Raw genomic sequence first — 22,740 nt, forward strand, 5'->3', positions numbered from 1 at the left:
GAAGCCCCTACTAATCGTTTAGTCGAAGAACCGCGATATTGTCGATCAGCCGCACCCCGTCGAGCCAGGCCGCCACCAGCAGGCGCGCGGGTTCGGTGGGCCGGTCCAGCGCGCGCAGACTGCCCGCCGCGCGCAGGTCGAAGTATTCGATATCGGCAAAACCGGCGGCACCCAGAGCCTCGCGCGCCGCGGGCGCTAGATCACCAAATGAGGCGCCAGCCGCCAGCCGCTCGGCCACCTGCTGCATGACGGGATAGAGCCGACCCGCTCGCTCCAGCCCCTCAGCCGACAGCCGCATGTTGCGCGAGGACATCGCCAGTCCCGAAGGCTCGCGCACCGTGGGACAGCCAATCACCGTGATGGGGATATCCAGATCCTGCGCCATGCGGGTCACCAGCATCATCTGCTGATAGTCCTTTTCACCGAAATAGGCCCGGTCGGCCCCGGTTTGCAGGAACAGTTTCGCCACCACGGTCGCCACGCCGTCGAAATGGCCGGGGCGGCACGCACCCTCCATCACGTCGGTCAGACCCGAGACCGAGACGGTGGTCGCAAACCCCTCGGGATAGATCTGATCGGGATCGGGCACATAGATCGCATCGACCCCATAAGGCGCCAGCTTGGCGGCGTCAGCCCCTTCGGTACGGGGGTATTTGGCCAGATCCTCGGGGCTGTTGAACTGTTTCGGGTTGACGAAAATGGTCACCACCACCCGGTCACAAGCCGCCTTGGCCGCCGCGACCAGAGACAGGTGCCCATAATGCAGCGCACCCATCGTGGGCACCACGCCGATGCTCTCGCCCGCGCGCTTCCAACCGGCGGTGGCGGCGCGCAGGTCGGCCAGCTTGCACAGAATCGGCGCGCTCATGCCTTGGCACCCTTGGCTGGGGCCTGATCAGCAAACACATGTTCCGCCGCCGGAAAGCTACGCGCGCGCACCTCGGCGGCGTATTCGGCAATCGCCGCCTCGGCCAGCGGGCCCAGATCGGCATATCGCTTGACGAACTTCGGTTTGAACGCGGTGAAAAAGCCCAGCATGTCATCCACCACCAGGATCTGCCCGTCACACCCGGCCGAGGCCCCGATGCCGATGGTGGGAATAGCCACCTCGGCTGTGATCCGGTCGGCCAGCGTTGCGGGCACCTTCTCCAGCACGACCGAAAAAGCGCCCGCATCGGCCACCGCGCGGGCATCGGCCAGCACCGCCTGGGCCTGATCGTCGCGGCCCTGCACCTTGTATCCGCCCAGCGTGTTGACCGACTGCGGCGTTAGCCCGACATGGGCCATCACCGCAATGCCGCGCTTGACCAGGAAACGGATGGTCTCGGCCATCTCGACCCCGCCTTCCAGCTTGACCGCGCCAGCGCCGGTTTCGGCCATCAGTCGGGCGGCATTGCGGAACGCCTGCGCCGGGCCTTCCTCGTAGCTGCCGAATGGCATGTCGATGACCAGCATCGAGAGGTCCAGCCCGCGCGCCACCGCCTGACCGTGCAGGATCATCATCTCCATCGTCACGCCCAGGGTGGAACTCAGCCCGTGCAGCACCATGCCGACGCTGTCTCCCACCAGCACGAAATCGCAATGCCCATCCATCAGCCGCGCCATCGGCGTGGTATAGGCGGTCAGGCTGACCAGCGGCACACTACCCTTGCGCGCCTGGATATCCTGCGCATTGGGGGCGATCTTGCGGGCAGTTGCACTCATTTCCAGTCCTCCGCGGAAAATGTTGCATTGCAGCATAAGTCTTTCGCGCTCGCGGCGAAAGACCGGTTGCGCCAACAATTCCTTGATTGCCTCGAGGTTTAGGGAAACAGTGAGCCGTGACGCGGCCGCGATGTGGCCGAACCGTTGAAACCGATGGGGGAGAGTTGGAATGAAACGGATTGTAAGCCGCGGACTGGTGTCCGGTCTTGCGCTGAGTGCCGCACTTTTTGCGGGTGCCGCCTGGGCAAAGGATGACATCACCTTTGCCATGCAGCTGGAACCACCGCATCTGGACCCGACCAGCGCCGCGGCGCAGGCCATCGACTCGGTGGTCTATGTCAACATCTTCGAGGGGCTGACCCGCTTCATGGGCGATGGATCCATCGTGCCCGCCCTGGCCGAAAGCTGGGAGATCTCGGGTGACGGAACCGTCTATACCTTCAAGCTGCACGAGGGCGTGACCTTCCATGACGGTTCGGCCATGGATGCCGAGGACGTCAAGTTCAGTCTGGACCGCGCCCGCGCCGAAGACAGCGTCAATGCGCAAAAAGCGCTGTTCGCCGGGATCGACAGCGTCGATGTGGTCGATCCGCTGACCGTCAAGGTGACCCTGAAAGAGCCCAACGGCAATTTCCTGTTCAACATGGCCTGGGGCGATGCGGTGATCGTGGCGCCCGAGAGCATCGAAAACATCAAGACCGCGCCCGTCGGCACCGGCCCCTACACGCTGGGCGAATGGGTGCAGGGCGACAAGATCGTTTTGAACCGCAATCCCGGATACTGGGGGGCGCAGCCCGCGCTGGCGAAGGCGACGTTCAAGTTCATTTCCGACCCCACCGCCGCTTTTGCCGCGATGATGGCCGAGGATGTGGATGTATCCGCCAATTTCCCGGCTCCTGAAAATTTGCCACAGTTCGAAGTCGATCCCCGTTTCACAGTGACGGTCGGGTCGAGTGAAGGCGAAACCATACTGTCCACCAATAACAAGCAACCGCCTTTCGACAACATCAAGGTGCGTCAAGCGATAGCCCATGCGATCGACCGTCAGGCGATTATCGACGGGGCGATGTTCGGATACGGAACGCCCATCGGCACCCATTTTGCACCGCACCATCCGGCCTATGTCGACCTGACCGGCCTCTCGGCCTATGATCCGGAAATGGCCAAGGCACTGCTGGCCGAGGCCGGGTTCCCGGACGGGTTCGAAACGACGCTGCACCTGCCGCCGCCCAGCTATGCGCGTCGTGGAGGAGAAATCGTTGCGGCGCAACTGGCACAGGTTGGGATCAAGGCCGAGATCATCAACGTCGAATGGGCGCAATGGTTGGAAACGGTGTTCAAGGGTAAGAATTTTGGTCTGACCATCGTCAGCCATACTGAGCCTATGGACATCGGCATCTACGCCCGACCCGAGTACTATTTCCAGTACGACAACCCGGCGTTTCAGGAACTGATGACCACGCTGAACTCGACCACAGATCCCGACAAACGAACGGAACTGTTGCAGCAGGCGCAACGGATTATTTCCGAAGACTATGTGAATGGATTTTTGTTCCAGTTGGCTTGGCCGACAGTGGCCAAGGCCGGTGTACAGGGTCTGTGGGCCAATGCGCCCACCGCCGCGACCGATCTGTCGGCAATCAGCTGGTCCGAGTAAGGCGCGGGACCATTTTCTGACCCAGAAAATGGCTCAGAAAATCTGCGATTTTCTGGCTCGCCGCTCCGGCGGCGGGTCTTTTATCCGAATGGGTGGCATTGACCCGGCATGCTCCGCTACAGCCTGAAACGCGCGCTCTCGCTTTTGATCAGCCTGGCCGTCGCCAGCCTGGTCATCTTTGCGGTGATCGAGATCGCTCCGGGGGACCCGGCCTCGTTCATGCTGGGGGTCAACGCGCAGCCAGACACGCTGGCGGCGCTGCGCACAGAGTTGGGTCTCGATCAATCAAAGGCCGAACGTTATGTCAGCTGGATCACCGGTATGCTGCGCGGTGATTTCGGCACCTCCTACACCTATCGCACGCCTGTCTCGCAGATGATCGCAGACAGGATGTGGGTGTCGTTGCCTCTGGCGCTTTATGCGCTGGCGTTGTCGACGGCCATCGCCTTTCCTGCTGGCATCTATGCTGCGTCACGTCGCGGCAACGTGGGTGATCTGACCGTGATGAGTGCAACCCAACTGGGTGTCGCCATTCCGAATTTCTGGTTCGCCATGATGCTGGTGCTGGTCTTCGCCATCAATCTGCGCTGGTTCAACGCGGGCGGCTTTTCCGGCTGGGACAAGGGGCTGGTAGCGGGCCTGCATTCGCTGACCCTGCCCGCCATCGCGCTGGCCCTGCCGCAAGCCGCGATCCTGGCGCGGGTGATGCGCTCGGCGCTTCTCGATATCCTGGGCGAGGATTTCATGCGTACCGCCCGCGCCAAGGGGCTCAGCCGCCGTCAGGCGCTGTGGCGGCACGGGCTGCGCAATGCTCTGATCCCGGTGCTGACCATCATCGGGCTGCAATTCTCTTTCCTGCTGGCGGGGTCGATCATCATCGAACAGGTGTTCTATCTTCCCGGCCTTGGTCGGCTGGTGTTCCAGTCCATTTCCTCCCGTGACCTGATCGTTGTGGAATCGGTCGTCATGCTGCTGGTCTTTGCGGTGATCACCGTCAATTTTCTGGTTGATCTGGCCTATGCAGCCGTCGATCCGCGCCTGAGGTCCCGAACATGAGCCGCAACCTGATCCTGGGCGCGGGCTTGTCTTCGCTGGTGGTGCTGGCCGCGCTCCTCTCGTTCGTCTGGACGCCCTATGACTACGCCGCGCTGAACATTCCGGCCAAGCTGCAAACCCCGAATGCGCAGCACTGGTTCGGCACCGACCATTTCGGGCGCGACATGTTCTCCATGATCATGGTCGGCGCGCGAACCTCGATCGCGGTGGCCCTGCTTGCAGTGGGCATCGGCATGAGCCTGGGCGTGCCCCTGGGCCTGGCGGCCGCGGCGCGCAAGGGGTCGTGGCTGGACGAGCTGATCATGCGCGGCAACGATCTGGTCTTTGCCTTCCCCTCGCTGGTGATCGCGATCCTGATCACCGCCGTGTTCGGCGCCGGGGCTGTCAACGCCATTATCGCTATAGGCATCTTCAACATCCCGGTCTTTGCCCGCATCACCCGTGGCGCCGCGCTGAGCCTGTGGGAACGCGAGTTCATCATGGCCGCGCGCGTCGCGGGCAAGGGCGCGGCGCGTATCTCGGCCGAGCACATCCTGCCCAACGTGGCCAACCTGCTGATCGTGCAGGGCACCATTCAGTTCTCGCTGGGCATCCTGGCCGAAGCGGGGCTGAGCTATGTCGGCCTTGGCGCGCAGCCGCCGACTCCCAGTTGGGGCCGGATGCTGGCCGATGCTCAGACCATGGTCAGCTTTGCCCCGCATCTGGCTTTGATTCCGGGGTTTGCCATCATCCTGACCGTGCTCGGGCTGAACCTGATGGGCGACGGTCTGCGCGACTGGCTCGACCCGCGCATCCGGGTGGCCCGGTCATGAGCCTGTTGCAGATCAAGGACCTGTCATTGTCGATCCACGGGATCGAGATTCTGCGACGGGTCAACCTGACCATCGCTCCGGGCGAAATCGTGGCCGTCACCGGCGAAAGCGGGTCGGGCAAGTCGATGACGGCCCTGGCGGTGATGCAACTGATGCCCAATGGCAGCACGGCAACCGGGTCCATCCTGCTGGACGGCGAAGAGGTGCTCGACCTGCCCGAGGATCGGATGTGCCAGTTGCGCGGGGCCTCGGTTGGAATGGTGTTTCAGGAACCGATGACGGCGCTGAACCCGGTCAAGACCATTGGCGATCAGGTCATGGAAACGATCCTGATCCACCGGGCCATGCCCCGCGACAAGGCCGAGGAACGCGCGCGCGAGGTACTAGCGCGCGTGGGTCTGCCCCCCGAACGCTATCCGCTCGGCCGGTATCCGCATGAACTGTCGGGCGGTCAGAGGCAAAGGGTGGTGATCGCTATGGCGATTGCCCTGCGCCCAAGGCTGCTGATCGCGGATGAGCCGACGACGGCGCTGGACGTGACCACGCAGGCACAGATATTCGACCTGATCAAAGGTCTGGTCCGCGAGTACGGCATGGGCATGCTGATGATCACCCATGACCTCGCGGTTGTCGCCGATATGGCCGATCACATCGCCGTCATGCGACATGGTGAAGTGGTCGAAACCGCTCCAACCCGCCAATTGCTGACCGGGATGACGCATCCCTATACCAAGATGCTGTTCGCGGCATCAGAGCATCAGGTCACCTTGCCCGAATCAGGCAGCCAAGTGCCCTTGCTGGCTGTGGCCAATGTCGTTCGCGACTACCCGTTGCCACGCACAAGCCTTTTTGCACGACCGGGTCAACATCGTGCCGTGGACCATGTCAGCTTTACCCTGCACCAAGGAGAGCGTCTGGGTTTGGTCGGAGAATCCGGTTGCGGCAAGTCTACCCTGACCCGTGCGATCCTGGGATTGCAGCCGGTGCAAGCCGGCCATATCCTGCTGGATGGTCAACCGGTCTATACCGGCAACAAGGCCAATCTGGCAGTCCGCCGCAAGATGCAGGTGGTGTTTCAGGACCCATACGGGAGCTTCAATCCGCGCCACCGGGTCGACCGGCTGGTGACCGAACCCTTTCACCTTTTGGAACATCCTCCAGTGGGCTCGGAAAGGCGCGATCGTATTGCCGAGATGCTGACCGCGGTCGGTCTGTCACCCGACGACTCGGGCAAGTACATTCATGAATTCTCCGGCGGCCAGCGCCAGCGGATCGCCATTGCGCGTGCGCTGATCATCCGCCCACAACTCATCCTGTTCGACGAAGCGGTTTCGGCGCTTGACGTTTCGGTGCGTGCGCAGATTCTCGACCTGCTGGCCGATCTGTGTGCAACTTATGACCTGACCTATCTGTTCATCAGCCACGACCTGAGTGTTGTCCGGACGATCACCGACCGGGTGATGGTCATGCAGGCGGGCCGTATCGTTGAGCAGGGTGAGACAGAACAGGTCTTTTCGGACCCGCAGCACCCTTACACCGAGGCACTGATCGCTGCCGCACCAAAATTGCCCCACCGTCGTCCGATGAATGCCCGATGATCGTTCTCACCCGCATCCGCCGAGAGGAAAGCACGGATCTCATCGCGGCGATGGTTTCCTATCTGGCAGAGGTTGCGCCAGGGGTGCCGTTGCCGGTCGAGGAAATGGCGATGCGCCATTGGCGCGATACGGGCAGGATCGCTTATTGGATAATTCATCAGGGTTGGCGAGTTGGGTTTGCCCTGGTTCACATCCATCCCTGCGGACAACGGGAACTCGCCGAATACACTGTGCTCCCACCATTTCGCCGACAGGGTTTGGGCAAACAAGCCGCGCATTTGATCTTCGCCCTTCATCCCGGGAGATGGCGCTTAGGAGTCGCCTTGGGTTCGGTCGGGGCGGATGGGTTCTGGCAAGCGTGCCTTGCTGAGATGCAGGGGGTTGCCAATCTGCGCCGGTGCCCTCCAATTACACCGCATCAGGGTTACAGTTACGCTTTTTACTTCGGAAAGGAGACCGATATGTCCCTCCCTCTCTGGTTTGATCCCTCTCTTTGCCTAGTTGGCGGAACCTGGCAGCCGCCACATGGTGGTGCGACACTTCCTTTGGTCAATCCGTCCGACGGGTCGGAAATCTGTCAGATCGCGCGTGGTGGTGTCACCGATATCGATGCCGCTGTTGCTGCGGCCGATGCGGCATTAAATGGCCATTGGGGCCGGATGACCGCAACCGAACGCGGCCGAATCCTGACGCGCCTCGGCCAGCTGGTGCTTGAACGGGTCGAGGAATTGGCGGTGATTGAGGCCGCTGACGTGGGTAAGCCGTTGACCCAGGCACGCGCCGACGCCGTGGCGCTGGCCCGCTACTGTGAGTTCTACGGAGGCGCCGCCGACAAGGTGATGGGCGAGACGATCCCCTATCTGGATGGCTATACCGTCTATACCCTGCGCGAGCCACACGGGGTCACCGGCCATATTGTGCCCTGGAACTATCCGATGCAGATCATCGGCCGCTCGGTCGGGGCGGCACTGGCCATGGGAAATGCCTGCGTTCTGAAACCGGCGGAAGAGGCCTGTCTGACCGCGCTGGCCTTTGCCGATCTGGCGATGCAGGCGGGGCTGCCTGCAGGCGCGCTGAACGTGGTGCCGGGACTGGGCGCCGAAGCGGGCGCGGCGCTCTCTGGTCATCCGGGCGTGCATCATATCTCGTTCACCGGATCAGTCGCCACAGGCGCGCTGGTGCAACAGGCGGCCGGGCGCAACGTGGTGCCGGTGACGCTGGAACTGGGGGGCAAGTCGCCGCAACTGGTATTCGACGATGCCGATCTGGATGCCGCGCTGCCATTCCTGGTGAATGCGGGGTGTCAGAATGCCGGACAGACCTGCTCTGCCTCTTCCCGCATCCTTGCGCAGCGTGGCGTCTATGAAGTGGTCAAGGCGCGCATGGCTGCGGCCTATGCCGACCTGACCGTCGGCCCCGCGATTGAGGATCTGCGGGTGGGACCACTGATCTCGACCCGGCAAAAGGAGATCGTGACCGGGTTTCTGGGCAAGGGCGCCGACCTGACCATCGCAGCGCAGGGCCGGATCGTGGATCACGCCCCGGCGTCGGGGGCTTATGTCCGACCGACGCTGTTCGCCGATGTGCCTCCAGATCATGCGCTGGCACAGGACGAAATCTTTGGCCCGGTGCAGGTCCTGATCCCCTTTGACACCGAGGAAGAGGCAATCGAAATCGCAAACAGCACCGATTATGGCCTTGTCGCCAGTATCTGGTGCCGTGACGGCGCGCGCCAGATGCGGTTGGCCAAACGGCTTCGGGCGGGCCAGGTCTTTATCAACAATTACGGTGCTGGTGGCGGGGTTGAACTGCCTTTTGGCGGGGTTGGCAAGTCCGGCCATGGCCGGGAAAAGGGGTTCGAAGCGCTTTACGGTTTCTCTCAACTCAAGACCGTCGCCGCGCGGCACGGCTGACGATGAATGGGCGCAGCGGCGATAACGTGATCCTTGCCATCGCTCTGTCGCTGCTGGCGCTTGTCCTGTTCGATCTGATGGGGCTGATCATCAAGCTTTTGTCGCCGCGATACTCAGCCGCCGAGCTTTCAGCCTATCGCAACTTTTTCGGCATCTTTCCCAGCCTCATTGCGCTGTGGTCCTCGCGTGCTTGGCACACGGCCGGTCGGCCCTGGCGGCTGCGTCAGTGGAAACTGGGGTTTCTGCGCGGAATCTACGTCACTTTTGCGCAGTTCCTGTTCTACTATTCCCTCGGCGTGATGGCCTTTGCCACCGCGTCGACCATCACCTATGCCAATGCCATCTTCATGACCGCGCTGGCCGTCCCGCTGTTGGGCGAGCGGGTGGGCGGGATGCGCTGGCTGGCGGTGTTGCTCGGTTTTGCCGGTGTGCTAATGGTGATGAAACCGGGCAGCGAGACATTCACGCTGGATGCCCTCGCACCTTTGGGGGCGGCGTTTCTCTACGCGCTGGCCGGGGTTTCGGCCCGTCTGATGGACCCAGAGGTGCCCAGTCCGCTGATCAATCTCTATTCGGTGATCTCTGCACTCGTCGGTGCGCTGGCGCTGGCGTTCTACGCGGGCGGTTTTACCCCTATCGCCGATATCCGCGATCTGGCTTGGGTTGCGGCAATGGGAGCTTTTGGCGGCACTGCGGTTTTGTGCCTGGTGGTCTCGTACCGCATGACCGAACAAAGCAACCTTGCCCCGTTCAGCTATTTCGGCATCCCCATCGCCTTTGTCGCCGGCTGGCTGGCCTTTGACGAGGCACCCTGGGGCGACCTGTTCCCGGGGGCACTGTTCATCGTCGCCGGTGGTCTGCTGGTCATCTGGCGCGAACGACGGTTGGCGCGGCGTCCGTGACGGGTTCAGACAACAACCTGGATGCGGTCCTGTTCCCCAACCCCGAACACGCGCTTGTAGCGGGCGACCTCATCCGCCGGTCCCATCGCCTTTTCGGGGTTGTCGCTGAGCTTGACGGTCGGATGTCCATTTGCCGAAACGGCCTTGCAAACCAGCGAAAATGGCGCCAGCCCATTGTCCGGGACAAGGCCGCGAAAATCGTTGGTCAACAGCGTGCCCCAGCCGAACGAGACCTTCGCCCGGCCTGAAAACTGCCGGTGCAGTTCGACGATCTTGTCCACGTCCAAACCATCGGAAAAGATGATGCGTTTCTGTGTCGGGTCCTCGCCGCGTGACTTCCACCAGGCAATCGCAGTTTCGGCCCCCTTCGCCGGGTCGCCACTGTCGATGCGGATCCCTGTCCATCCCGCCAGCCAATCCGGTGCCCGGTCAAGAAAACCCACTGTTCCATAGGTATCGGGCAGGATGATGCGCAGATTGCCATCGTGCTCTTCGTGCCAGTCGCTGAGCACATCATAGGGGGCCCGCGCCAGGGCTTCGTCGTCCTTTGCCAGGGCAGAGTAGACCATGGGCAGTTCGTGTGCATTCGTGCCGATAGCCTCGACCTCACGCCGCATGGCGATAAGGCAGTTCGAGGTGCCGGTAAATTTTGTCCCCAGACCTTCGATCATCGCCTGCACGCACCAGTCCTGCCACAGAAACGAATGCCGCCGCCGCGTCCCGAAATCGGCAATGGTCAGCCCGTCGATCTGGCGCAAGCGTTCAATCTTTTCCCAGACGCGGGTCATGGCGCGGGCGTAGAGGATCTGCAATTCGAACCGGCGCATGTCATTGAGTACCGCGCGCGACCGCAATTCCATCAAGACGGCAAGTGCGGGGATTTCCCACAACATCACCTCGTGCCACTTGCCTTCAAACGTCAGCTCGTATTGGTCGTTTCTGCGTTCCAGATGATAGGGCGGCAATTGCAGGCCTTCGAACCACTCCATAAAATCCGGGCGGAACATCTGGCGTTTGCCATAGAACGTGTTGCCGCGCAGCCAAGTGCTTTCGCCCCGGCTCAGCCGCAAGGAACGGATGTGGTCCAGTTGTTCGCGCAGCTCGCCTTCGTCGATCAGGCGGGCCAACGGGATACGTGTCGTCCGGTTGATCAGGGAAAATGTTACATCCGTGTCGGGCTTGTTGCGGAACACCGACTGGCACATCAACAGCTTGTAAAAATCAGTGTCGATCAGCGACCTCACAATCGGATCGATTTTCCATTTGTGGTTATAGACTCGGGTTGCAATATCCACTGGGCCTGCCTCGTCATCTGGGTTTGCCATGGATACGCCAGCAGAACCGTTATGGCAATTCAGGGCAATACGGTTCGCTGTCCCGGCTGATCAGGCGGTTCGGTGCACCGTGGCCGGATCGGTACGATGCGCAAGATGCTCGAGCAGACAGGAGATCAGTTCGGACCTGCCCACTGGTTTGCTCAGAAAGTCGTTCATTCCGGCATCCAGGCACGCCTTGCGGTCACTGTCATAGGCATTTGCCGTAAGCGCCACGATCGGGAGCCGGGTACTCCAGGACTCCCGGATGAGCCGGGTGGCCTCGATCCCGCTCAAGTGCGGCATCGACATATCCATGAACACGATGTCAGGACCCAGGGACTTGGCTTTTTCCACGACCTGCCGACCATCACACGCGAATTCGAGCTGTACCGGCAGATCCGCCAGGAATTTCGCGATCAATAGCCTGTTGATCTTGTTGTCATCTGCGACAAGAACAATGCGCCCGTCCAGCTGTGCAAGAACGTCGTCCGCGATCTTCATCTGCCGGCCAGGGCCGTTGCTCTGAGCCGGGGGCCCTAGGGGCAACCGCAGAGAGAAACACGACCCCTCTCCCAGGGTCGATTCCACCGTGAGCTTGCCTCCCATCAACCCGACCAGTTCGCGAGAGATGGCCAGACCCAACCCGGTACCGCCATAAGTCCGGGTGGTGTTGGCCTCGGCCTGCGAGAAACGTTCGAAAATATGCTCGATCTTTTCGGCCGGGATACCAATGCCGGTGTCTTCGACCTCGATACCCGCGGTATGGCCTATGGCTGCCTCCTCTACCGACAGACGTAGGCAAACGTTGCCGTGTTCAGTGAACTTCACCGCGTTTCCCAGCAGGTTGATCAGAATCTGTCGCAGACGTCCGTCATCGGCGTGCACGATTTCCGGTACTTCGGTCAGCGTCTCAAGCGAAAGCCTTAACCCTTTGCTGTTTGCCTGAGGTCGGATCAGGCGCACCGTGTCCGAGAGGCAGGCCAGCAGATCAAAGTCGACCGGATGGATTTCCATCTTGTGGGCATCCAGCCGGGACAGATCCAGAACGTCGTTGATGATCGCCAGCAGGGCGGCCGCCGAACTCTTTATCGTTTCGACATATTCATTCTGCTCCTCGGTTAGGGCGGTTCCAGAAAGCAGCTCGGCCATTCCGACCACGCCGTTCATCGGGGTTCTGATTTCGTGGCTCATCGTTGCCAGGAAGTCGGCTTTCGCCCTGGCCCCATCCTCAGCGGCTTCGCGCGCTGCGGCCAGTTCCTGTTCGTGGGACTTGCCCAAGGTAATGTCGCGCTCCACCGCCACCGTCATTTCGACATTGCCGTCTTCGTCGACGATGGGCACCATGTTTACATCCATCCAGATCGGCTGACCGTGCTTGGTCACGTTCTGGATTACGCCGCGAAAATTCTTCCCTGCGGTGATCGCGGCTGCGATTGCGTCCGAGATTGCCAGATCGGTTGCAGGCCCGTTCAACAACTCGCCCGGCAGCTTGCCTCTGGCTTCTTCGGCCGAAAAACCGGTGATCCGGGTAAAAGCCTCGTTCGTCCACACAATTCGCCCGTTCGCATCCGACATGATAACGCTGTCGTTGGCGTTGCGCGCGACAAGTGAAAGTTGCTGTGCTTCTTTCTGGTGCCGGACCAAATCGCGGCCTTGCTCCATCAGGCGTAGGGTCGTGCGCCGATGCGCGTTGAAACCCGAGTTCACGAACATCAGAAAAAGCGCCACCATGAATGCGAGCATTGCGGCGCCGCTGGCGTCCATCAGGAAAACGGAATCCACGCGTTTCGCGGCCAGGACATCAAATGCAAAAATCGACAGCGTGACTAAGGCATAGACGGTCAACCGGGCTGCTCCGGCCGCCGGATGAAACGGCAGCACCAGACCGGCATTGATCGCCGCCCCGGCCACAAAGGCAATTGTAAACAGGGGCGAATACCCGCTGAATTCACCGAACCACGCCAGCAAGACACATGCCGCTATTGTCAGGGACTGCGCTAAGGCCGTGATTGAGCTGAAAAACAGCATTGTACGGAGATCGTGACCCGTCTCGAGGAGGCGCGGCAGGCGTGAAAGGAACAGGCAATCGACTAGTTCACCGAACAAAGCCACAAGAACAGCAATGGCCCCCGTTTCAGGGCCTTCGGACAAGGTCAGTGCCAGACCGCCGCTGAATGTCATGATCTGGCGGTTGCCGAAATTCCTGACTCGACCCTTTGCATAGCGGATCAACAGGCCGCGGCGGCTATACCGCCGCTCGAATTCCGCCAGTTGGTCGGCTTCGTGCGACCCGGTATCTTGCATCGGCGAACCCCGGGATAACGTGGACATGTGTCCAAGGTTCTAGCCCGGCAGACCTTAACAAATGGCAACTATGAGATCAGTTTCACACCGGCCGACGTCATCGCGTCGATCCCGGCCTGCAAGGAGCCGTCAAGGTCGATCGCACGGCAGGCGTTCATCTGCACCGTGACGTCGAAACCCAGGCGCGCCGCATCTACGGCGGAATAGTGAACGCAAAAATCGGTCGCAAGACCGACGAGGGTCAGCCGGTCTATGCCGCGGTTGCGCAGATAACCCTCCAGTCCGGTCGGCGTTGTCTTGTCGTTTTCGAAGAACCCCGAGTAGCTGTCGATCCCGGCGCGAAACCCCTTGCGAATGATCAGATCCGCATCGGTGACAAGGTCGGGATGGAATTCTGCCCCGCGTGTATTCTGAACGCAGTGATCCGGCCAAAGAACCTGGGGGCCATAAGGCATCTGGATCAGCTCGAACGGCGCGGCGCCTGAATGGGCGGACGCAAAGGACGAATGCCGCACCGGGTGCCAGTCCTGTGTCAGGATCACGGCGTCGAAATCGTGCATCATCGCATTGATCAATGGCACAATCGCGTCGCCATCCGGAACCGCCAGCGCGCCACCCGGGCAAAAATCGTTCTGAACATCAATGACGATCAGGCCATGCATGGCTATCTCCCTTTTTGGATCGACACTAGCGTGCGGGCGAGGCATGCAAAAGCACCCTTTGAACCTCACGCCGCGCAAAGACCGTTGCGGCGGGCTGCTCCCGGATGTATCCGGGCGCTTTCGCGCAGACCGGGAGAGGATTATGGCACGTCTTGGCGTGGATTTCGGAACGTCGAATACTGCCGCCGGTCTTTTGCAGGCGGGGCATCGCCGGATTCTGCCTCTCGAGCCTGGTGCGCAGACCCTGCCAACGGCGGTGTTCATCGACTTTGACACCCGCCGCTACGTCTATGGCAGCGACGCCGCCCGCGCCATGATGGACGGGCAAGAGGGTCGCTTTCTCCGTGCGCTGAAGAGCGTCATGGGCACCCCTCTGGCGCGCGAACCCCGTGTGTTTCTGAACGAGCGGCTGACCCTGGTCGAGGTGATCGCCCGCTTCCTTGCCGAGATCCGGATGCGCGCCGAAAAGCTCAGCGGGCAGCGATTTGATCGCGCCCTGTCGGGTCGACCCGTCCATTTCCATTCAGCAGCACCTGATCGTGACGCCCAGGCCCAGATCGACTTGCACGACGCCTATCTGCTGGCCGGGTTCCGCGAGGTCGACTTTCTGCCCGAGCCCGAAGCGGCTGCGCTTGCGGTTGCGGGACAGGGCCGGATGCTGATCGTCGATATCGGCGGCGGCACTTCGGATTTCACCCTGTGCGACCGGCAGGGCTTGGCCACCCAGGTTCTGGCGAGCCGCGGCTTGCGTATCGGCGGCACCGATTTTGACCGGGTGCTGAGCCTGGAATACGCGATGCCGTTGCTGGGTTACGAGACCAGGATCGGCGCCGAACTGGGCGATGCCAGCCACAGCGCGCCCCGGGCGCTGTTCCACGATCTGGCGAGTTGGGAAAAAATCGCCTTTGTCTATGACCCCGCCATCTTGCGCGAGGTGAGACGCTGGGCACGCCTGGCTGAACAGCCGCGCCTGTTCGAACGCCTGACCGAGGTGCTGGAATCGCATCTGGGCCACGATGTGGCCTATGCGGTCGAAACGGGCAAGATCGCTGCCAACGGGGCCGAGGCGGGTCGCATTACGCTCGATATTGTCGAACGCGGTCTAGGGGCTGATCTGTGTAATGCCGCGATGCAAGCGGCGCTGGCCGGTTTCGCCGATGAAATTGCAGGCTGCGCGATGCAGACTGTGCGCGATGCGGGGGTCTCGCCGGACAGTGTCGATCAGGTCGTTTTTGTGGGCGGTTCCAGCCTGATGGGGGTGATCCGGTCGGCGATGGGTCGCGTCTTGCCCGGAGCCCGGCAACAGGATTCCGAGGTGTTCACCGCCGTGGTGCATGGCCTTATCCTGGCCAGTGAGACTCAATAAAACAACATCGAAAACGCATGTTTCGCCATATATCGCGCCTCTTGAAATCGCGGGCAGCGGGGCGTATGGCGCGGGCATGTACACGATCGCCGCTCTCTATCATTTCACCCGTTTCCCCGATCCTGCCGCGCTGAAACCGGCGTTGTTGACCCTGTGCCTGGCGCAGGATGTCAAGGGCACGCTGTTGCTGGCAAAGGAAGGCATCAACGGCACCATCGCCGGCACCCGCGCCGGGATTGATGCGGTGCTGGCCCATATTCGCGCCCTGCAGGGTTGTGCCGATCTGGAGTGGAAAGAAGCCCAGAGCGACCATCCGCCCTTTGGCAAGATGAAGGTGCGGCTGAAGAAAGAGATCGTGACCATGGGCCAGCCTGATGTCGATCCGCAGGCCAAGGTCGGACACTACGTGGAGCCAGAGGACTGGAACGACCTGATCCGGTCCGAGGATGTCGTGGTGATCGACACCCGCAATGATTACGAGGTGGCGATCGGCACGTTCGAAGGCGCCATCGACCCCAGGACGGACAGTTTCCGGGAGTTTCCCGCCTGGTGGGAGGCCAACAAGGAGCGGTTTCACAACAAGCGGGTGGCGATGTTCTGCACCGGTGGTATCCGGTGCGAGAAATCCACCAACTATCTGCTGGGGCAGGGGGTCGAGCAGGTCTATCACCTCAAGGGCGGCATCCTGCGCTATCTCGAAGAGATGCCGGCAGAGAACAGCACCTGGCAGGGCGAATGTTTCGTGTTCGACAACCGGGTCTCGGTCGGCCACGGATTGGTCGAGGGGCCGTACGAGCTGTGCCACGGCTGCCGCCGCCCGATCCTGCCCGAGGACCGCAAGCGCCCGGAATATGAACATGGTGTAAGCTGTCATCTGTGCATCAATGAAACGACTGACGCGGACAAGAAGCGATTTCGCGAACGGCAGAAACAGATCGCGCTGGCCCGCGCGCGCGGAGAAGAACACCTCGGCAACCACTGAACCGCTGCGCGCTTGCTAGATCTCGACGGACAAGAGATGATCAAAGCCGGAGATCAAGGAGCAGGATATGGCCAAACCGCATTCCCTGACGCGCGAGTGGCGCGGAACCATGATAGCCGCAGGCGGCATGGTCATCGTCAGCAGCCTGGCATTCCGTATTTTGTCAAATGTTGACGAAGGCCTTGCTGGCGGCACCCTGGGTACGATTTCTACACTCGTCCTGGCGGCCTGGCTGCTGATGCAGCTCTGGACCTATGTCGTGCGCATCGGTCAACCCAAGCATCAGGTGGTGCTGATGGGCATCTCCTTTATCCAGTCAGTGCCTTTTCTTTATGCGGCGGTCTATGCCTCCTTCGGATACACGGACAGTTGCGTTCTGGGGGCGGATCGTGCCTCGGAACTGCTCTATTTCTCTTATGTCACCTTCACCACGGTCGGTTATGGCGATCTGCAACCGGTCGGCATGTGCCGTGGCCTGGCCGTGGCCGAGGCGGTGACCGGCTACATCCTGCTTGGCCTGTTCGTGTCGGCGGCGGTGGCCGTCGCCTCGCATCATCGGCATTCGCAGGAATAGCCCTGCCTAGCCCGCGTTGACGCGAACCAGGTGATTGTCCCATGCAATGTTGGTCAGGCTCAGCGCCGCGCCATCAATCCATTGCAATTGTCCCGTCCCCGACGAGGTCAGCAAACGGTCACCCAGCAGACCCAGCCCGCACACGTCCTCGACCTCGACACTCTGCGCAATTCTGCCTGTGGTCACGTTGCTCAGCTGAACCCGGCCACCGCGCGGCGATGATACGGCGACCTGAGCGCCGCCGTCGAAAAACGCGACACTGCCGCCATAGCCTTTCATCCCGCGCATTTCGGCCTCGCTCCCCTCGACCTTCTGGGGGGCATGTCCCCTCTTGTGCAGACCCAGAAGCGGGCGCAGTTCGGTCTCCTCGCCTTGCCACTGCATGGCAAAGGCCACCAACCCGTCGCCCCTGACATCAAGATGCCGAATCGAGTTCTGCCGGTGTTCGGGCGGCATCTGTACCACCTCCAGAACTGAACCCTCAAGCGACAGATAGGCGAGGTTGGGTTGCATCACCGGCAGGTTCAGCTTGGCCCGGCCACTGTCCGGGTGGGTCTCTACCCCGCCATTTGCGACGACCAGCGTCCGGCTATCGGGCATCAGCCGGATGTCATGCGGCCCGACCCCGGACGAGGGCACCTCTCCCATCCGGCGATATCCTCCGGTCACGTCCCACAAGCCGATACGACCCTCACCCGCCTCATAGTCGTTTTCCGTTGCATAGAGGGTCGTCCCATCGGGCGAAAACACGCCGTGGCCGTAGAAATGCCGCCCCTCGGGGGCCGAAAGCCGCGCGATCTCGGCGCCGGTCACACAGTTCAGCACCACCGCAAACCGCCCTGGGCGGCGTGCAAAGGCGACCGCCTCGGGGCGGTCGGGATGGGCAGCGGCGGCATGACCCCGGTCGGGGATGGGGATACGAAAGACCGGCCTTCCCTGATGGTTGACGCCGTAGAGGGAATAGGCGCCATCCGGCGCCCGCCCAGCGCTCAGGAATGCCGGGGCGCCCGCGTCGGCCCAACTTAGCCTCGGCGTCAGGCTCGCCGCTACCAGTCCTGCCAGAAAGCCGCGTCGGTTCCGCATCGCTCAATCTCCGTCCAATGAGTTGAACCCGGCTGAAACGCCCAGCTTGGGTCCAAGGTCCTTTGCGACCGCTTCGCGGATCTCGTTCACCCGTTGTTGTAAGGCCTCGATACGAACCCGACCGCTTGGGCTTGCGACCCCAGCCAGTGTGGGGTCGTCAATCCGGCTTGCCGTTTCGAGCGCCAGATCGAATTTCGCGGCCAGTTCCATTTGCAGGTCGGCATCATCTTTGGCCAACAGCAGCGCCAACTCTCGTTGCGACCTCAGCGACGCCCGGATCAGGTCCAATGACAGGCCGGATCGCCACATCTCGGCCCGTAGCGGGCGCGGCTTGTCATAGGTACCTAGCGGCCGTCCCAACCGTAACTCAGCCGTCATTTGCAGGCCGGTTCCCAGTGCCTTGAAGAACTCCTGAATCACCTCCGCCTCGGACTGATAAGTACCTCCCGGTCCCGGGCTGCGCATCAGGGCGGCATAATGGTCGTGCCAGTCGGCGGCCATGTCACCTGCCAGCCGAGCACCATCGGCGGCGATTGCGCGGATCAGGGCGCAGCGGTATTCGGCGTTTCCGGCTGTTGCGATCCTGTCGTCAAACAACAGGTGTTCCAGCGCATAGAGACCCCGCGCCGCTACCGAAACCTCGGCAAAGGCGGTGCTGTCGGAAACGGCCTGATCTTGGGCCAAGATCAGCCAGGTCAACGCCTTGGGGGTCAAGCCCCGATTGTCCGGCCAAAAGGCAAGCGCGAAGCTGCGGTTTTCCGCCTCGGTCGGGCCGAACCGCAAGTGGCTGACAGCGGCCCAAGCTTTGACGGCGTCGGTAAACGCCCCTCTCGGTGGGGCTGAGGCCGTGCCACAGTCTGCGTCGGCCATGGCGGACAAAGCCTGCGTTCGGGCCTCCAGCCGGTCGAACCGGGGCAGGACATGGGCATCCAGAATGCTATCCCGTGTATCGGCCCCTGCCATACCGGCCAAGAACAAAGAGAGGAGCAACATACGGATCATTTCAGAGACTCTCCAAAAAGCGGATCAGGGCGGCTCGATCCGCAGGCGTCATTGCGATTACTGCCGCCTGCTGAGACTCTGCCTCGCCTCCGTGCCACAGGATCGCCTCCAGAAGCGACCGCGCGCGCCCGTCATGCAGGAACCGGCTGTAGCCGCTGACCTCGGCGGTCAAACCAATGCCCCAGAGCGGCGGCGTGCGCCATTCGCGTCCATCGGCACGGCCTTCGGGCAGCGCGTCTGCCAGACCGTCGCCCATGTCGTGCAGCAACAGGTCTGTGTAAGGCCAGATCAGTTGAAAGCTCTGTTCCGGCTGATCCGCCAGGCGGGCCGTGACATGCTTGGGCGCGTGGCACCCGACGCATCCGGTGTCATAGAACACCTGCTTTCCACGCAGGACCTCGGGGTTATCTGGCAAACGCCGCTCGGGCACCGCCAGGTTGCGGCTGTAGAAACTCACAAGTTCCAGCCCCGCACCGTCAATCTCGGTGTTGCGGATGTCGCCATCGCCATGCGGCGCGGCGCGGCAGGTCGCTTGCGCCGCGCTACAATCGCCCCATCCGTCCGGAAACAAAGGCGAGGAGATGCCGATATCATTGGCAAAGGCTGCGGCTGATTGATCGCGGATCGTGCCCTCTCCCGCCTTCCAGCCAAAGCGCCCCAGCATAGGCTGTTCGCCATCCCGCGACCAAACCCTATTGGCCCGCCCCGAGATGCCGTTGCCATCCCGGTCGTCCTCGTCAACTAGGGCAAGGATATCCTGTTCGGGGATCGCCTCCAGCAGCCCAAGCCCGATCATCGGGGGAGCAACCCGCGCGCTGAACACGGTCTCGCCATTCAGCGGGCCATAACCCAGCGTGCCTAAATCGTATTCAGGCTGTCGCAGGACCACAGTTTCACCACCCGCCAGCTCGACTGGGATCTCGCGATAAAGCACCGCTATTTGCGCCTCGGCGGCATGGCCGGGTAGGGCGAGGTCCTGCAATTGACGGCCATAGACCGGGTCCGGTCCGCCGCCGGGTTGGGCCAGTCGCACGATCATCGACACGGATCCATCCTGATCAGGGGGTTGCCCTCGCCCGTCGCGGATATGGCAGGCCTGGCAGGATCGCGCGTCATACAGCGGGCCCAGCCCGTCCGAGGCCTGCGTGGACGAAGGCGACGACACCCAGATCTTTTCGAACAGGGCCTTGCCCAGCAGAAAATCCAGTTCCCGCTCAAAACTCATGTTTGCCGACGGATGCGAAAACGCGTCGCGATCCGTCGCATTCCTGAGCGTGGCGGCCCCACCGGGCAGGGCCTCATAGGGTTCTGACTGTTCAAACGCCTCGGCCGGGCGGATGACCTCGGCAATGCGAGCGGCATCCTCTTTGACGGGTGATGCCGCAAGCGCCTGACCGCATGCAGCGGTCAGGCAGGCAGAGATCAGACCCAGAACCAGTCGTTCAAACACGTCAGTTTCCCAAGGCGATTTCAAAATTCACGCCGAATACATAATCGGTTACACTGGCTTCCTCGATCCGGGCCAGCGCAGCGCCGACCAGATAGCGGTCTCCGAACTCGTATTCGGCGCCAATGGATAGCAGTTCGGTCTTGCCCAGGCTATCGACATCCCGGGTCGCCACCGTACCCGACAAGGTCACATCGCCGACCGCATAGGCAGCGTTGAGCGTGACAAAACGGGCATTGTCGGCGGTGCCGCCATAGCCATCAAACACCGCAGCCTCGGCAAAGAAATCGAGCGCGCCGCGGAATGTATGGCCAATGGCCAGAAACCCGCCGGTCTCGTCCGAGACATCGCCAGCACCCGCACTGAGATGCCGGGCACCTGCCCAGACCCGGGTGTCACCGAACGTGCCGTGCCATTGCAGGCTAGCATTGTCGAGCCGCCTGGTATTGCCTGCACCGCCCAGGGCCGTGCTGTTGCGCCCTCGGTTGAACCCGGCTGATTGGCTGAGCGCGGTGTCGTCGGCGTAGAACAGTCCGACCGACAAGACACCCGCTGCACCCAGGTCAAGATCGGTCAGCGCGCCGATCTGCTCGGACAGCTCGTAATCCTCGGCCAGTGTGCTGCCGAAATATCCGGCAGCCTCGTCCCAGGCGGTGCCAAAGGCCGGGTGCACCTTGCCCAGTTGCACCGTGGCCGGGCCGATTCCGAACTCCAGGCCCAGTTGATCCAGGTACAGACCATAGCCGGTGTTCGCGGCGGCATCTTCGACCTCTTCAAAGGTCAGTCCGGCAAAGATCGAAACGCCGTTGCCAAAGGCGTAGATGCCCAGGAACTCGCCCTTGGCATAGGCGGTATCGGTCTCGTTTGCCGGGGTGTCTGACGAATAGACGGATTCAAAGCCCAGTTCCACCAACCCTTCCCAGGCAAACCCGGATTGGTCTTGGGCTTGGGCGGCGGTGGCACAGGCAATGGTGCCGACCAGAGCCGCAAATCTTTGGATGTACATTTTGCTACTTTCTTTGATGAGCAGCTTGGCGGGCCATCAAGGCTGGCTGGGTGTAAGCCTATTGGAAAACCGCGCCCGGATTGTCGAGCGTTTCCGAGCCTTCGAAGTTGATTTCATCCAGGCCCAGCGCCGGAACCAGGCGTTGGATCGAGCGGGTCTGATCGATCAGCCCTTCGACCCCGGCCATGATCAGGGCTTCGCCTTCGGCATTGCCGCGCGCCAGCATCTGGTCATAGGCCATCCCGTCCTTGACCGCCGTCCGGATCGCCTCCAATGCCACCATGGTCGTGTCGAGCTTGCTACGCAGTTCCGCGTCCAGGCCCGGGTCGGTTTCGGCCACCAGATCGGACAGCGATGGGCCGGCGAGCACGTCATCATTCAGCCGCTGATACCGGCCGAGGTAGACGTTCTGAACGCCTAGCCCGTCATAGTAGTGGCTGTTGTGCGTGTTGTCCGAGAAACAGTCGTGTTCCTCTTCAGGATCGTTCAGCAGAAGGCCCAGCCGCATCCGCTCACCTGCCTGTTCGCCATAGCTTAGGCTGCCCATGCCGGTCACGATGGCGATCAGCCCGGCGGCTTCATCCGCCATAACCGCTGCACGCGCGGCACCCCCCTGGGCCCATTGCGCGGCCATCCACTCCAGGTCGTCGACAAGCAGGGTAGTGGCGGCTTGCAGGTAGGCTGCGCGGCGGTCGCAGTTGCCGTTTGTACAATCCGTACCCTGCGCATAGTCGGTCCAGGGCCGGTTCCCGGCGCCCGGGCCGGTGCCGTTCAGGTCCTGCCCCCAGAGCAGGAATTCGATGGCATGATAGCCCGCCGCGACATTGGCATCGACGCCGTCGGCCTCGTGCAGGGTGTCGGAAAGCAGGGTTGGCGTGATGCTGGTCGCGTCCACTTGGGTTCCGGACAATTCGAACTGCGGCGTCGCGATGACATTCAACGACGCATAGAGGTTGTCATCGGTCGGCCCGGTGTAGGAGGCATCGACATAGTCGATCAGCCCTTCGTCGAGCGGCCAGGCGTTCACGCGGCCTTCCCAATCGTCGACGATCGGGTTGCCGAAACGGTAAACCTCGGTCTGCTGATAGGGGATGCGGGCGGCCAGCCAGGCCTCGCGGGCAGCGGCAAGCGATGCCTCGGAAGGCTTTGAAATCAGGTCGTTTATCGCGACTTGCAGAGCGCGCGACGTGATCAGGCTGTCCTGATATTTCGCCTCGGCGATGTTGGCATAGGTGACAAGTACGGCGGCTCTGTCCGTGGCCAGGGCGGGCGCGGCGCAGAGCAGGGTCAGCGCGGAGGCTGCGAGCGTTTGGGGTGTCATGGATGTCCCTCGGATGTGAGTCAGGCTTGGCTTGA

Annotated in this window: 20 protein-coding genes; 9 read left to right on the top strand and 11 right to left on the bottom strand. The window is 62.0% G+C overall.

The window, feature by feature from the left end; translation table 11 throughout:
* Window positions 1-10 precede the first annotated feature (10 nt).
* Entirely contained in the window at window positions 11-868 is an 858-nt protein-coding gene (gene panC, locus OEZ49_RS01035; RefSeq protein ID WP_263386586.1) for a pantoate--beta-alanine ligase, read from the bottom strand.
* Window positions 865-1,704 carry a 3-methyl-2-oxobutanoate hydroxymethyltransferase gene (gene panB, locus OEZ49_RS01040; protein ID WP_263386587.1) on the bottom strand — a complete coding sequence of 280 codons (840 nt, stop codon included), beginning with the start codon at window positions 1,702-1,704 and terminating at the stop codon, window positions 865-867. The genes panC and panB overlap by 4 nt, the downstream gene beginning before the upstream one ends.
* Window positions 1,705-1,873: 169 nt before the next feature.
* On the opposite strand from panB, the gene OEZ49_RS01045 reads away from it, so the two are divergent.
* The 4 genes from OEZ49_RS01045 (at window position 1,874) to OEZ49_RS01060 (ending at window position 6,827) form a co-directional block, all read left to right on the top strand.
* A complete protein-coding gene (locus tag OEZ49_RS01045) occupies window positions 1,874-3,361 on the top strand; it encodes an ABC transporter substrate-binding protein (RefSeq protein WP_263386588.1) in 1,488 nt (495 codons plus the stop codon).
* A 108-nt stretch (window positions 3,362-3,469) separates the two neighbouring features.
* A complete protein-coding gene (locus OEZ49_RS01050) occupies window positions 3,470-4,417 on the top strand; it encodes an ABC transporter permease (RefSeq protein WP_263386589.1) in 948 nt (315 codons plus the stop codon).
* Window positions 4,414-5,229, top strand: a complete 816-nt coding sequence (locus OEZ49_RS01055; RefSeq protein ID WP_164130672.1) for an ABC transporter permease — start codon at window positions 4,414-4,416, stop codon at window positions 5,227-5,229. The genes OEZ49_RS01050 and OEZ49_RS01055 overlap by 4 nt, the downstream gene beginning before the upstream one ends.
* The gene (locus OEZ49_RS01060) at window positions 5,226-6,827 is read left to right on the top strand and encodes an ABC transporter ATP-binding protein (RefSeq protein WP_263386590.1); all 1,602 of its coding nucleotides are present in this window, start codon (window positions 5,226-5,228) and stop codon (window positions 6,825-6,827) included. Before OEZ49_RS01055 ends, OEZ49_RS01060 begins: the two co-directional genes overlap by 4 nt.
* Here OEZ49_RS01060 and OEZ49_RS01065 read toward each other — a convergent pair.
* Window positions 6,761-7,123 carry a hypothetical protein gene (locus tag OEZ49_RS01065; RefSeq protein WP_263386591.1) on the bottom strand — a complete coding sequence of 121 codons (363 nt, stop codon included), beginning with the start codon at window positions 7,121-7,123 and terminating at the stop codon, window positions 6,761-6,763. The genes OEZ49_RS01060 and OEZ49_RS01065 overlap by 67 nt on opposite strands.
* Before the next feature lie 165 nt (window positions 7,124-7,288).
* Between OEZ49_RS01065 and OEZ49_RS01070 the strand changes: the two genes are divergently transcribed.
* Together OEZ49_RS01070 and OEZ49_RS01075 are read left to right on the top strand one after the other, a co-directional pair.
* Entirely contained in the window at window positions 7,289-8,740 is a 1,452-nt protein-coding gene (locus OEZ49_RS01070) for an aldehyde dehydrogenase family protein (protein ID WP_263386592.1), read from the top strand.
* 2 nt (window positions 8,741-8,742) lie between these two features.
* Window positions 8,743-9,642, top strand: coding sequence for a DMT family transporter (locus OEZ49_RS01075; RefSeq protein ID WP_263386593.1), 900 nt, complete (start codon window positions 8,743-8,745; stop codon window positions 9,640-9,642).
* A gap of 5 nt (window positions 9,643-9,647) precedes the next feature.
* Here OEZ49_RS01075 and pncB read toward each other — a convergent pair whose 3' ends face one another.
* From pncB to pncA, 3 genes are all read right to left on the bottom strand, one after another.
* The gene (pncB, locus tag OEZ49_RS01080) at window positions 9,648-10,937 is read right to left on the bottom strand and encodes a nicotinate phosphoribosyltransferase (protein WP_263386594.1); all 1,290 of its coding nucleotides are present in this window, start codon (window positions 10,935-10,937) and stop codon (window positions 9,648-9,650) included.
* Between the two features lie 90 nt (window positions 10,938-11,027).
* Window positions 11,028-13,262 (bottom strand): PAS domain-containing sensor histidine kinase, encoded by a 2,235-nt coding sequence (locus tag OEZ49_RS01085; protein WP_263386595.1) that lies wholly within the window; start codon window positions 13,260-13,262, stop codon window positions 11,028-11,030.
* Between the two features lie 68 nt (window positions 13,263-13,330).
* Window positions 13,331-13,924: a bifunctional nicotinamidase/pyrazinamidase gene (gene pncA / locus OEZ49_RS01090; protein ID WP_263386596.1), complete on the bottom strand. Its 594-nt coding sequence runs from the start codon at window positions 13,922-13,924 to the stop codon at window positions 13,331-13,333.
* A gap of 142 nt (window positions 13,925-14,066) precedes the next feature.
* Between pncA and OEZ49_RS01095 the strand changes: the two genes are divergently transcribed.
* The 3 genes from OEZ49_RS01095 (at window position 14,067) to OEZ49_RS01105 (ending at window position 16,846) form a co-directional block, all read left to right on the top strand.
* On the top strand, window positions 14,067-15,290 hold the full coding sequence (locus OEZ49_RS01095) for an Hsp70 family protein (RefSeq protein WP_263386597.1): 1,224 nt from the start codon (window positions 14,067-14,069) through the stop codon (window positions 15,288-15,290).
* Window positions 15,291-15,366: 76 nt separating this feature from the next.
* Window positions 15,367-16,272, top strand: a complete 906-nt coding sequence (gene trhO, locus OEZ49_RS01100; RefSeq protein ID WP_263386598.1) for an oxygen-dependent tRNA uridine(34) hydroxylase TrhO — start codon at window positions 15,367-15,369, stop codon at window positions 16,270-16,272.
* Window positions 16,273-16,339: 67 nt separating this feature from the next.
* Window positions 16,340-16,846, top strand: coding sequence for a potassium channel family protein (locus tag OEZ49_RS01105; RefSeq protein WP_263386599.1), 507 nt, complete (start codon window positions 16,340-16,342; stop codon window positions 16,844-16,846).
* A 6-nt stretch (window positions 16,847-16,852) separates the two neighbouring features.
* Here OEZ49_RS01105 and OEZ49_RS01110 read toward each other — a convergent pair whose 3' ends face one another.
* The 5 genes from OEZ49_RS01110 to OEZ49_RS01130 are packed head-to-tail and all read right to left on the bottom strand — an operon-like array spanning window position 16,853 to window position 22,705.
* Window positions 16,853-17,929 carry a DUF1513 domain-containing protein gene (locus tag OEZ49_RS01110; RefSeq protein ID WP_263386600.1) on the bottom strand — a complete coding sequence of 359 codons (1,077 nt, stop codon included), beginning with the start codon at window positions 17,927-17,929 and terminating at the stop codon, window positions 16,853-16,855.
* 3 nt (window positions 17,930-17,932) lie between these two features.
* Complete coding sequence (locus OEZ49_RS01115; protein ID WP_263386601.1) at window positions 17,933-18,931, bottom strand: imelysin family protein; 999 nt, start codon at window positions 18,929-18,931, stop codon at window positions 17,933-17,935.
* Window position 18,932: 1 nt separating this feature from the next.
* Window positions 18,933-20,354, bottom strand: a complete 1,422-nt coding sequence (locus tag OEZ49_RS01120; protein ID WP_397545643.1) for a di-heme oxidoreductase family protein — start codon at window positions 20,352-20,354, stop codon at window positions 18,933-18,935.
* Window positions 20,355-20,382: 28 nt separating this feature from the next.
* A complete protein-coding gene (locus OEZ49_RS01125; RefSeq protein ID WP_263386602.1) occupies window positions 20,383-21,384 on the bottom strand; it encodes a porin in 1,002 nt (333 codons plus the stop codon).
* 58 nt (window positions 21,385-21,442) lie between these two features.
* Entirely contained in the window at window positions 21,443-22,705 is a 1,263-nt protein-coding gene (locus tag OEZ49_RS01130) for an imelysin family protein (RefSeq protein ID WP_263386603.1), read from the bottom strand.
* Between the last annotated feature and the right edge of the window lie 35 nt (window positions 22,706-22,740).

The sequence above is a fragment of the Ruegeria marisflavi genome (assembly GCF_025673445.1).
Lineage (GTDB): Bacteria > Pseudomonadota > Alphaproteobacteria > Rhodobacterales > Rhodobacteraceae > Ruegeria_B > Ruegeria_B marisflavi.

Excerpts from the sequence above, each read along its gene's own strand:
- OEZ49_RS01085 (WP_263386595.1), bottom strand. The coding sequence starts at position 13,262 with ATGCAAGATACCGGGTCGCACGAAGCCGACCAACTGGCGGAATTCGAG.
- OEZ49_RS01095 (WP_263386597.1), top strand. The coding sequence starts at position 14,067 with ATGGCACGTCTTGGCGTGGATTTCGGAACGTCGAATACTGCCGCCGGT.
- OEZ49_RS01045 (WP_263386588.1), top strand. The coding sequence starts at position 1,874 with ATGAAACGGATTGTAAGCCGCGGACTGGTGTCCGGTCTTGCGCTGAGT.
- OEZ49_RS01105 (WP_263386599.1), top strand. The coding sequence starts at position 16,340 with ATGGCCAAACCGCATTCCCTGACGCGCGAGTGGCGCGGAACCATGATA.
- OEZ49_RS01050 (WP_263386589.1), top strand. The coding sequence starts at position 3,470 with ATGCTCCGCTACAGCCTGAAACGCGCGCTCTCGCTTTTGATCAGCCTG.
- OEZ49_RS01065 (WP_263386591.1), bottom strand. The coding sequence starts at position 7,123 with ATGAAGGGCGAAGATCAAATGCGCGGCTTGTTTGCCCAAACCCTGTCG.
- panB (WP_263386587.1), bottom strand. The coding sequence starts at position 1,704 with ATGAGTGCAACTGCCCGCAAGATCGCCCCCAATGCGCAGGATATCCAG.
- OEZ49_RS01115 (WP_263386601.1), bottom strand. The coding sequence starts at position 18,931 with ATGATCCGTATGTTGCTCCTCTCTTTGTTCTTGGCCGGTATGGCAGGG.
- OEZ49_RS01075 (WP_263386593.1), top strand. The coding sequence starts at position 8,743 with ATGAATGGGCGCAGCGGCGATAACGTGATCCTTGCCATCGCTCTGTCG.
- OEZ49_RS01125 (WP_263386602.1), bottom strand. The coding sequence starts at position 21,384 with ATGTACATCCAAAGATTTGCGGCTCTGGTCGGCACCATTGCCTGTGCC.
- OEZ49_RS01060 (WP_263386590.1), top strand. The coding sequence starts at position 5,226 with ATGAGCCTGTTGCAGATCAAGGACCTGTCATTGTCGATCCACGGGATC.
- trhO (WP_263386598.1), top strand. The coding sequence starts at position 15,367 with ATGTACACGATCGCCGCTCTCTATCATTTCACCCGTTTCCCCGATCCT.
- pncA (WP_263386596.1), bottom strand. The coding sequence starts at position 13,924 with ATGCATGGCCTGATCGTCATTGATGTTCAGAACGATTTTTGCCCGGGT.
- OEZ49_RS01130 (WP_263386603.1), bottom strand. The coding sequence starts at position 22,705 with ATGACACCCCAAACGCTCGCAGCCTCCGCGCTGACCCTGCTCTGCGCC.
- OEZ49_RS01110 (WP_263386600.1), bottom strand. The coding sequence starts at position 17,929 with ATGCGGAACCGACGCGGCTTTCTGGCAGGACTGGTAGCGGCGAGCCTG.
- OEZ49_RS01055 (WP_164130672.1), top strand. The coding sequence starts at position 4,414 with ATGAGCCGCAACCTGATCCTGGGCGCGGGCTTGTCTTCGCTGGTGGTG.
- panC (WP_263386586.1), bottom strand. The coding sequence starts at position 868 with ATGAGCGCGCCGATTCTGTGCAAGCTGGCCGACCTGCGCGCCGCCACC.
- OEZ49_RS01070 (WP_263386592.1), top strand. The coding sequence starts at position 7,289 with ATGTCCCTCCCTCTCTGGTTTGATCCCTCTCTTTGCCTAGTTGGCGGA.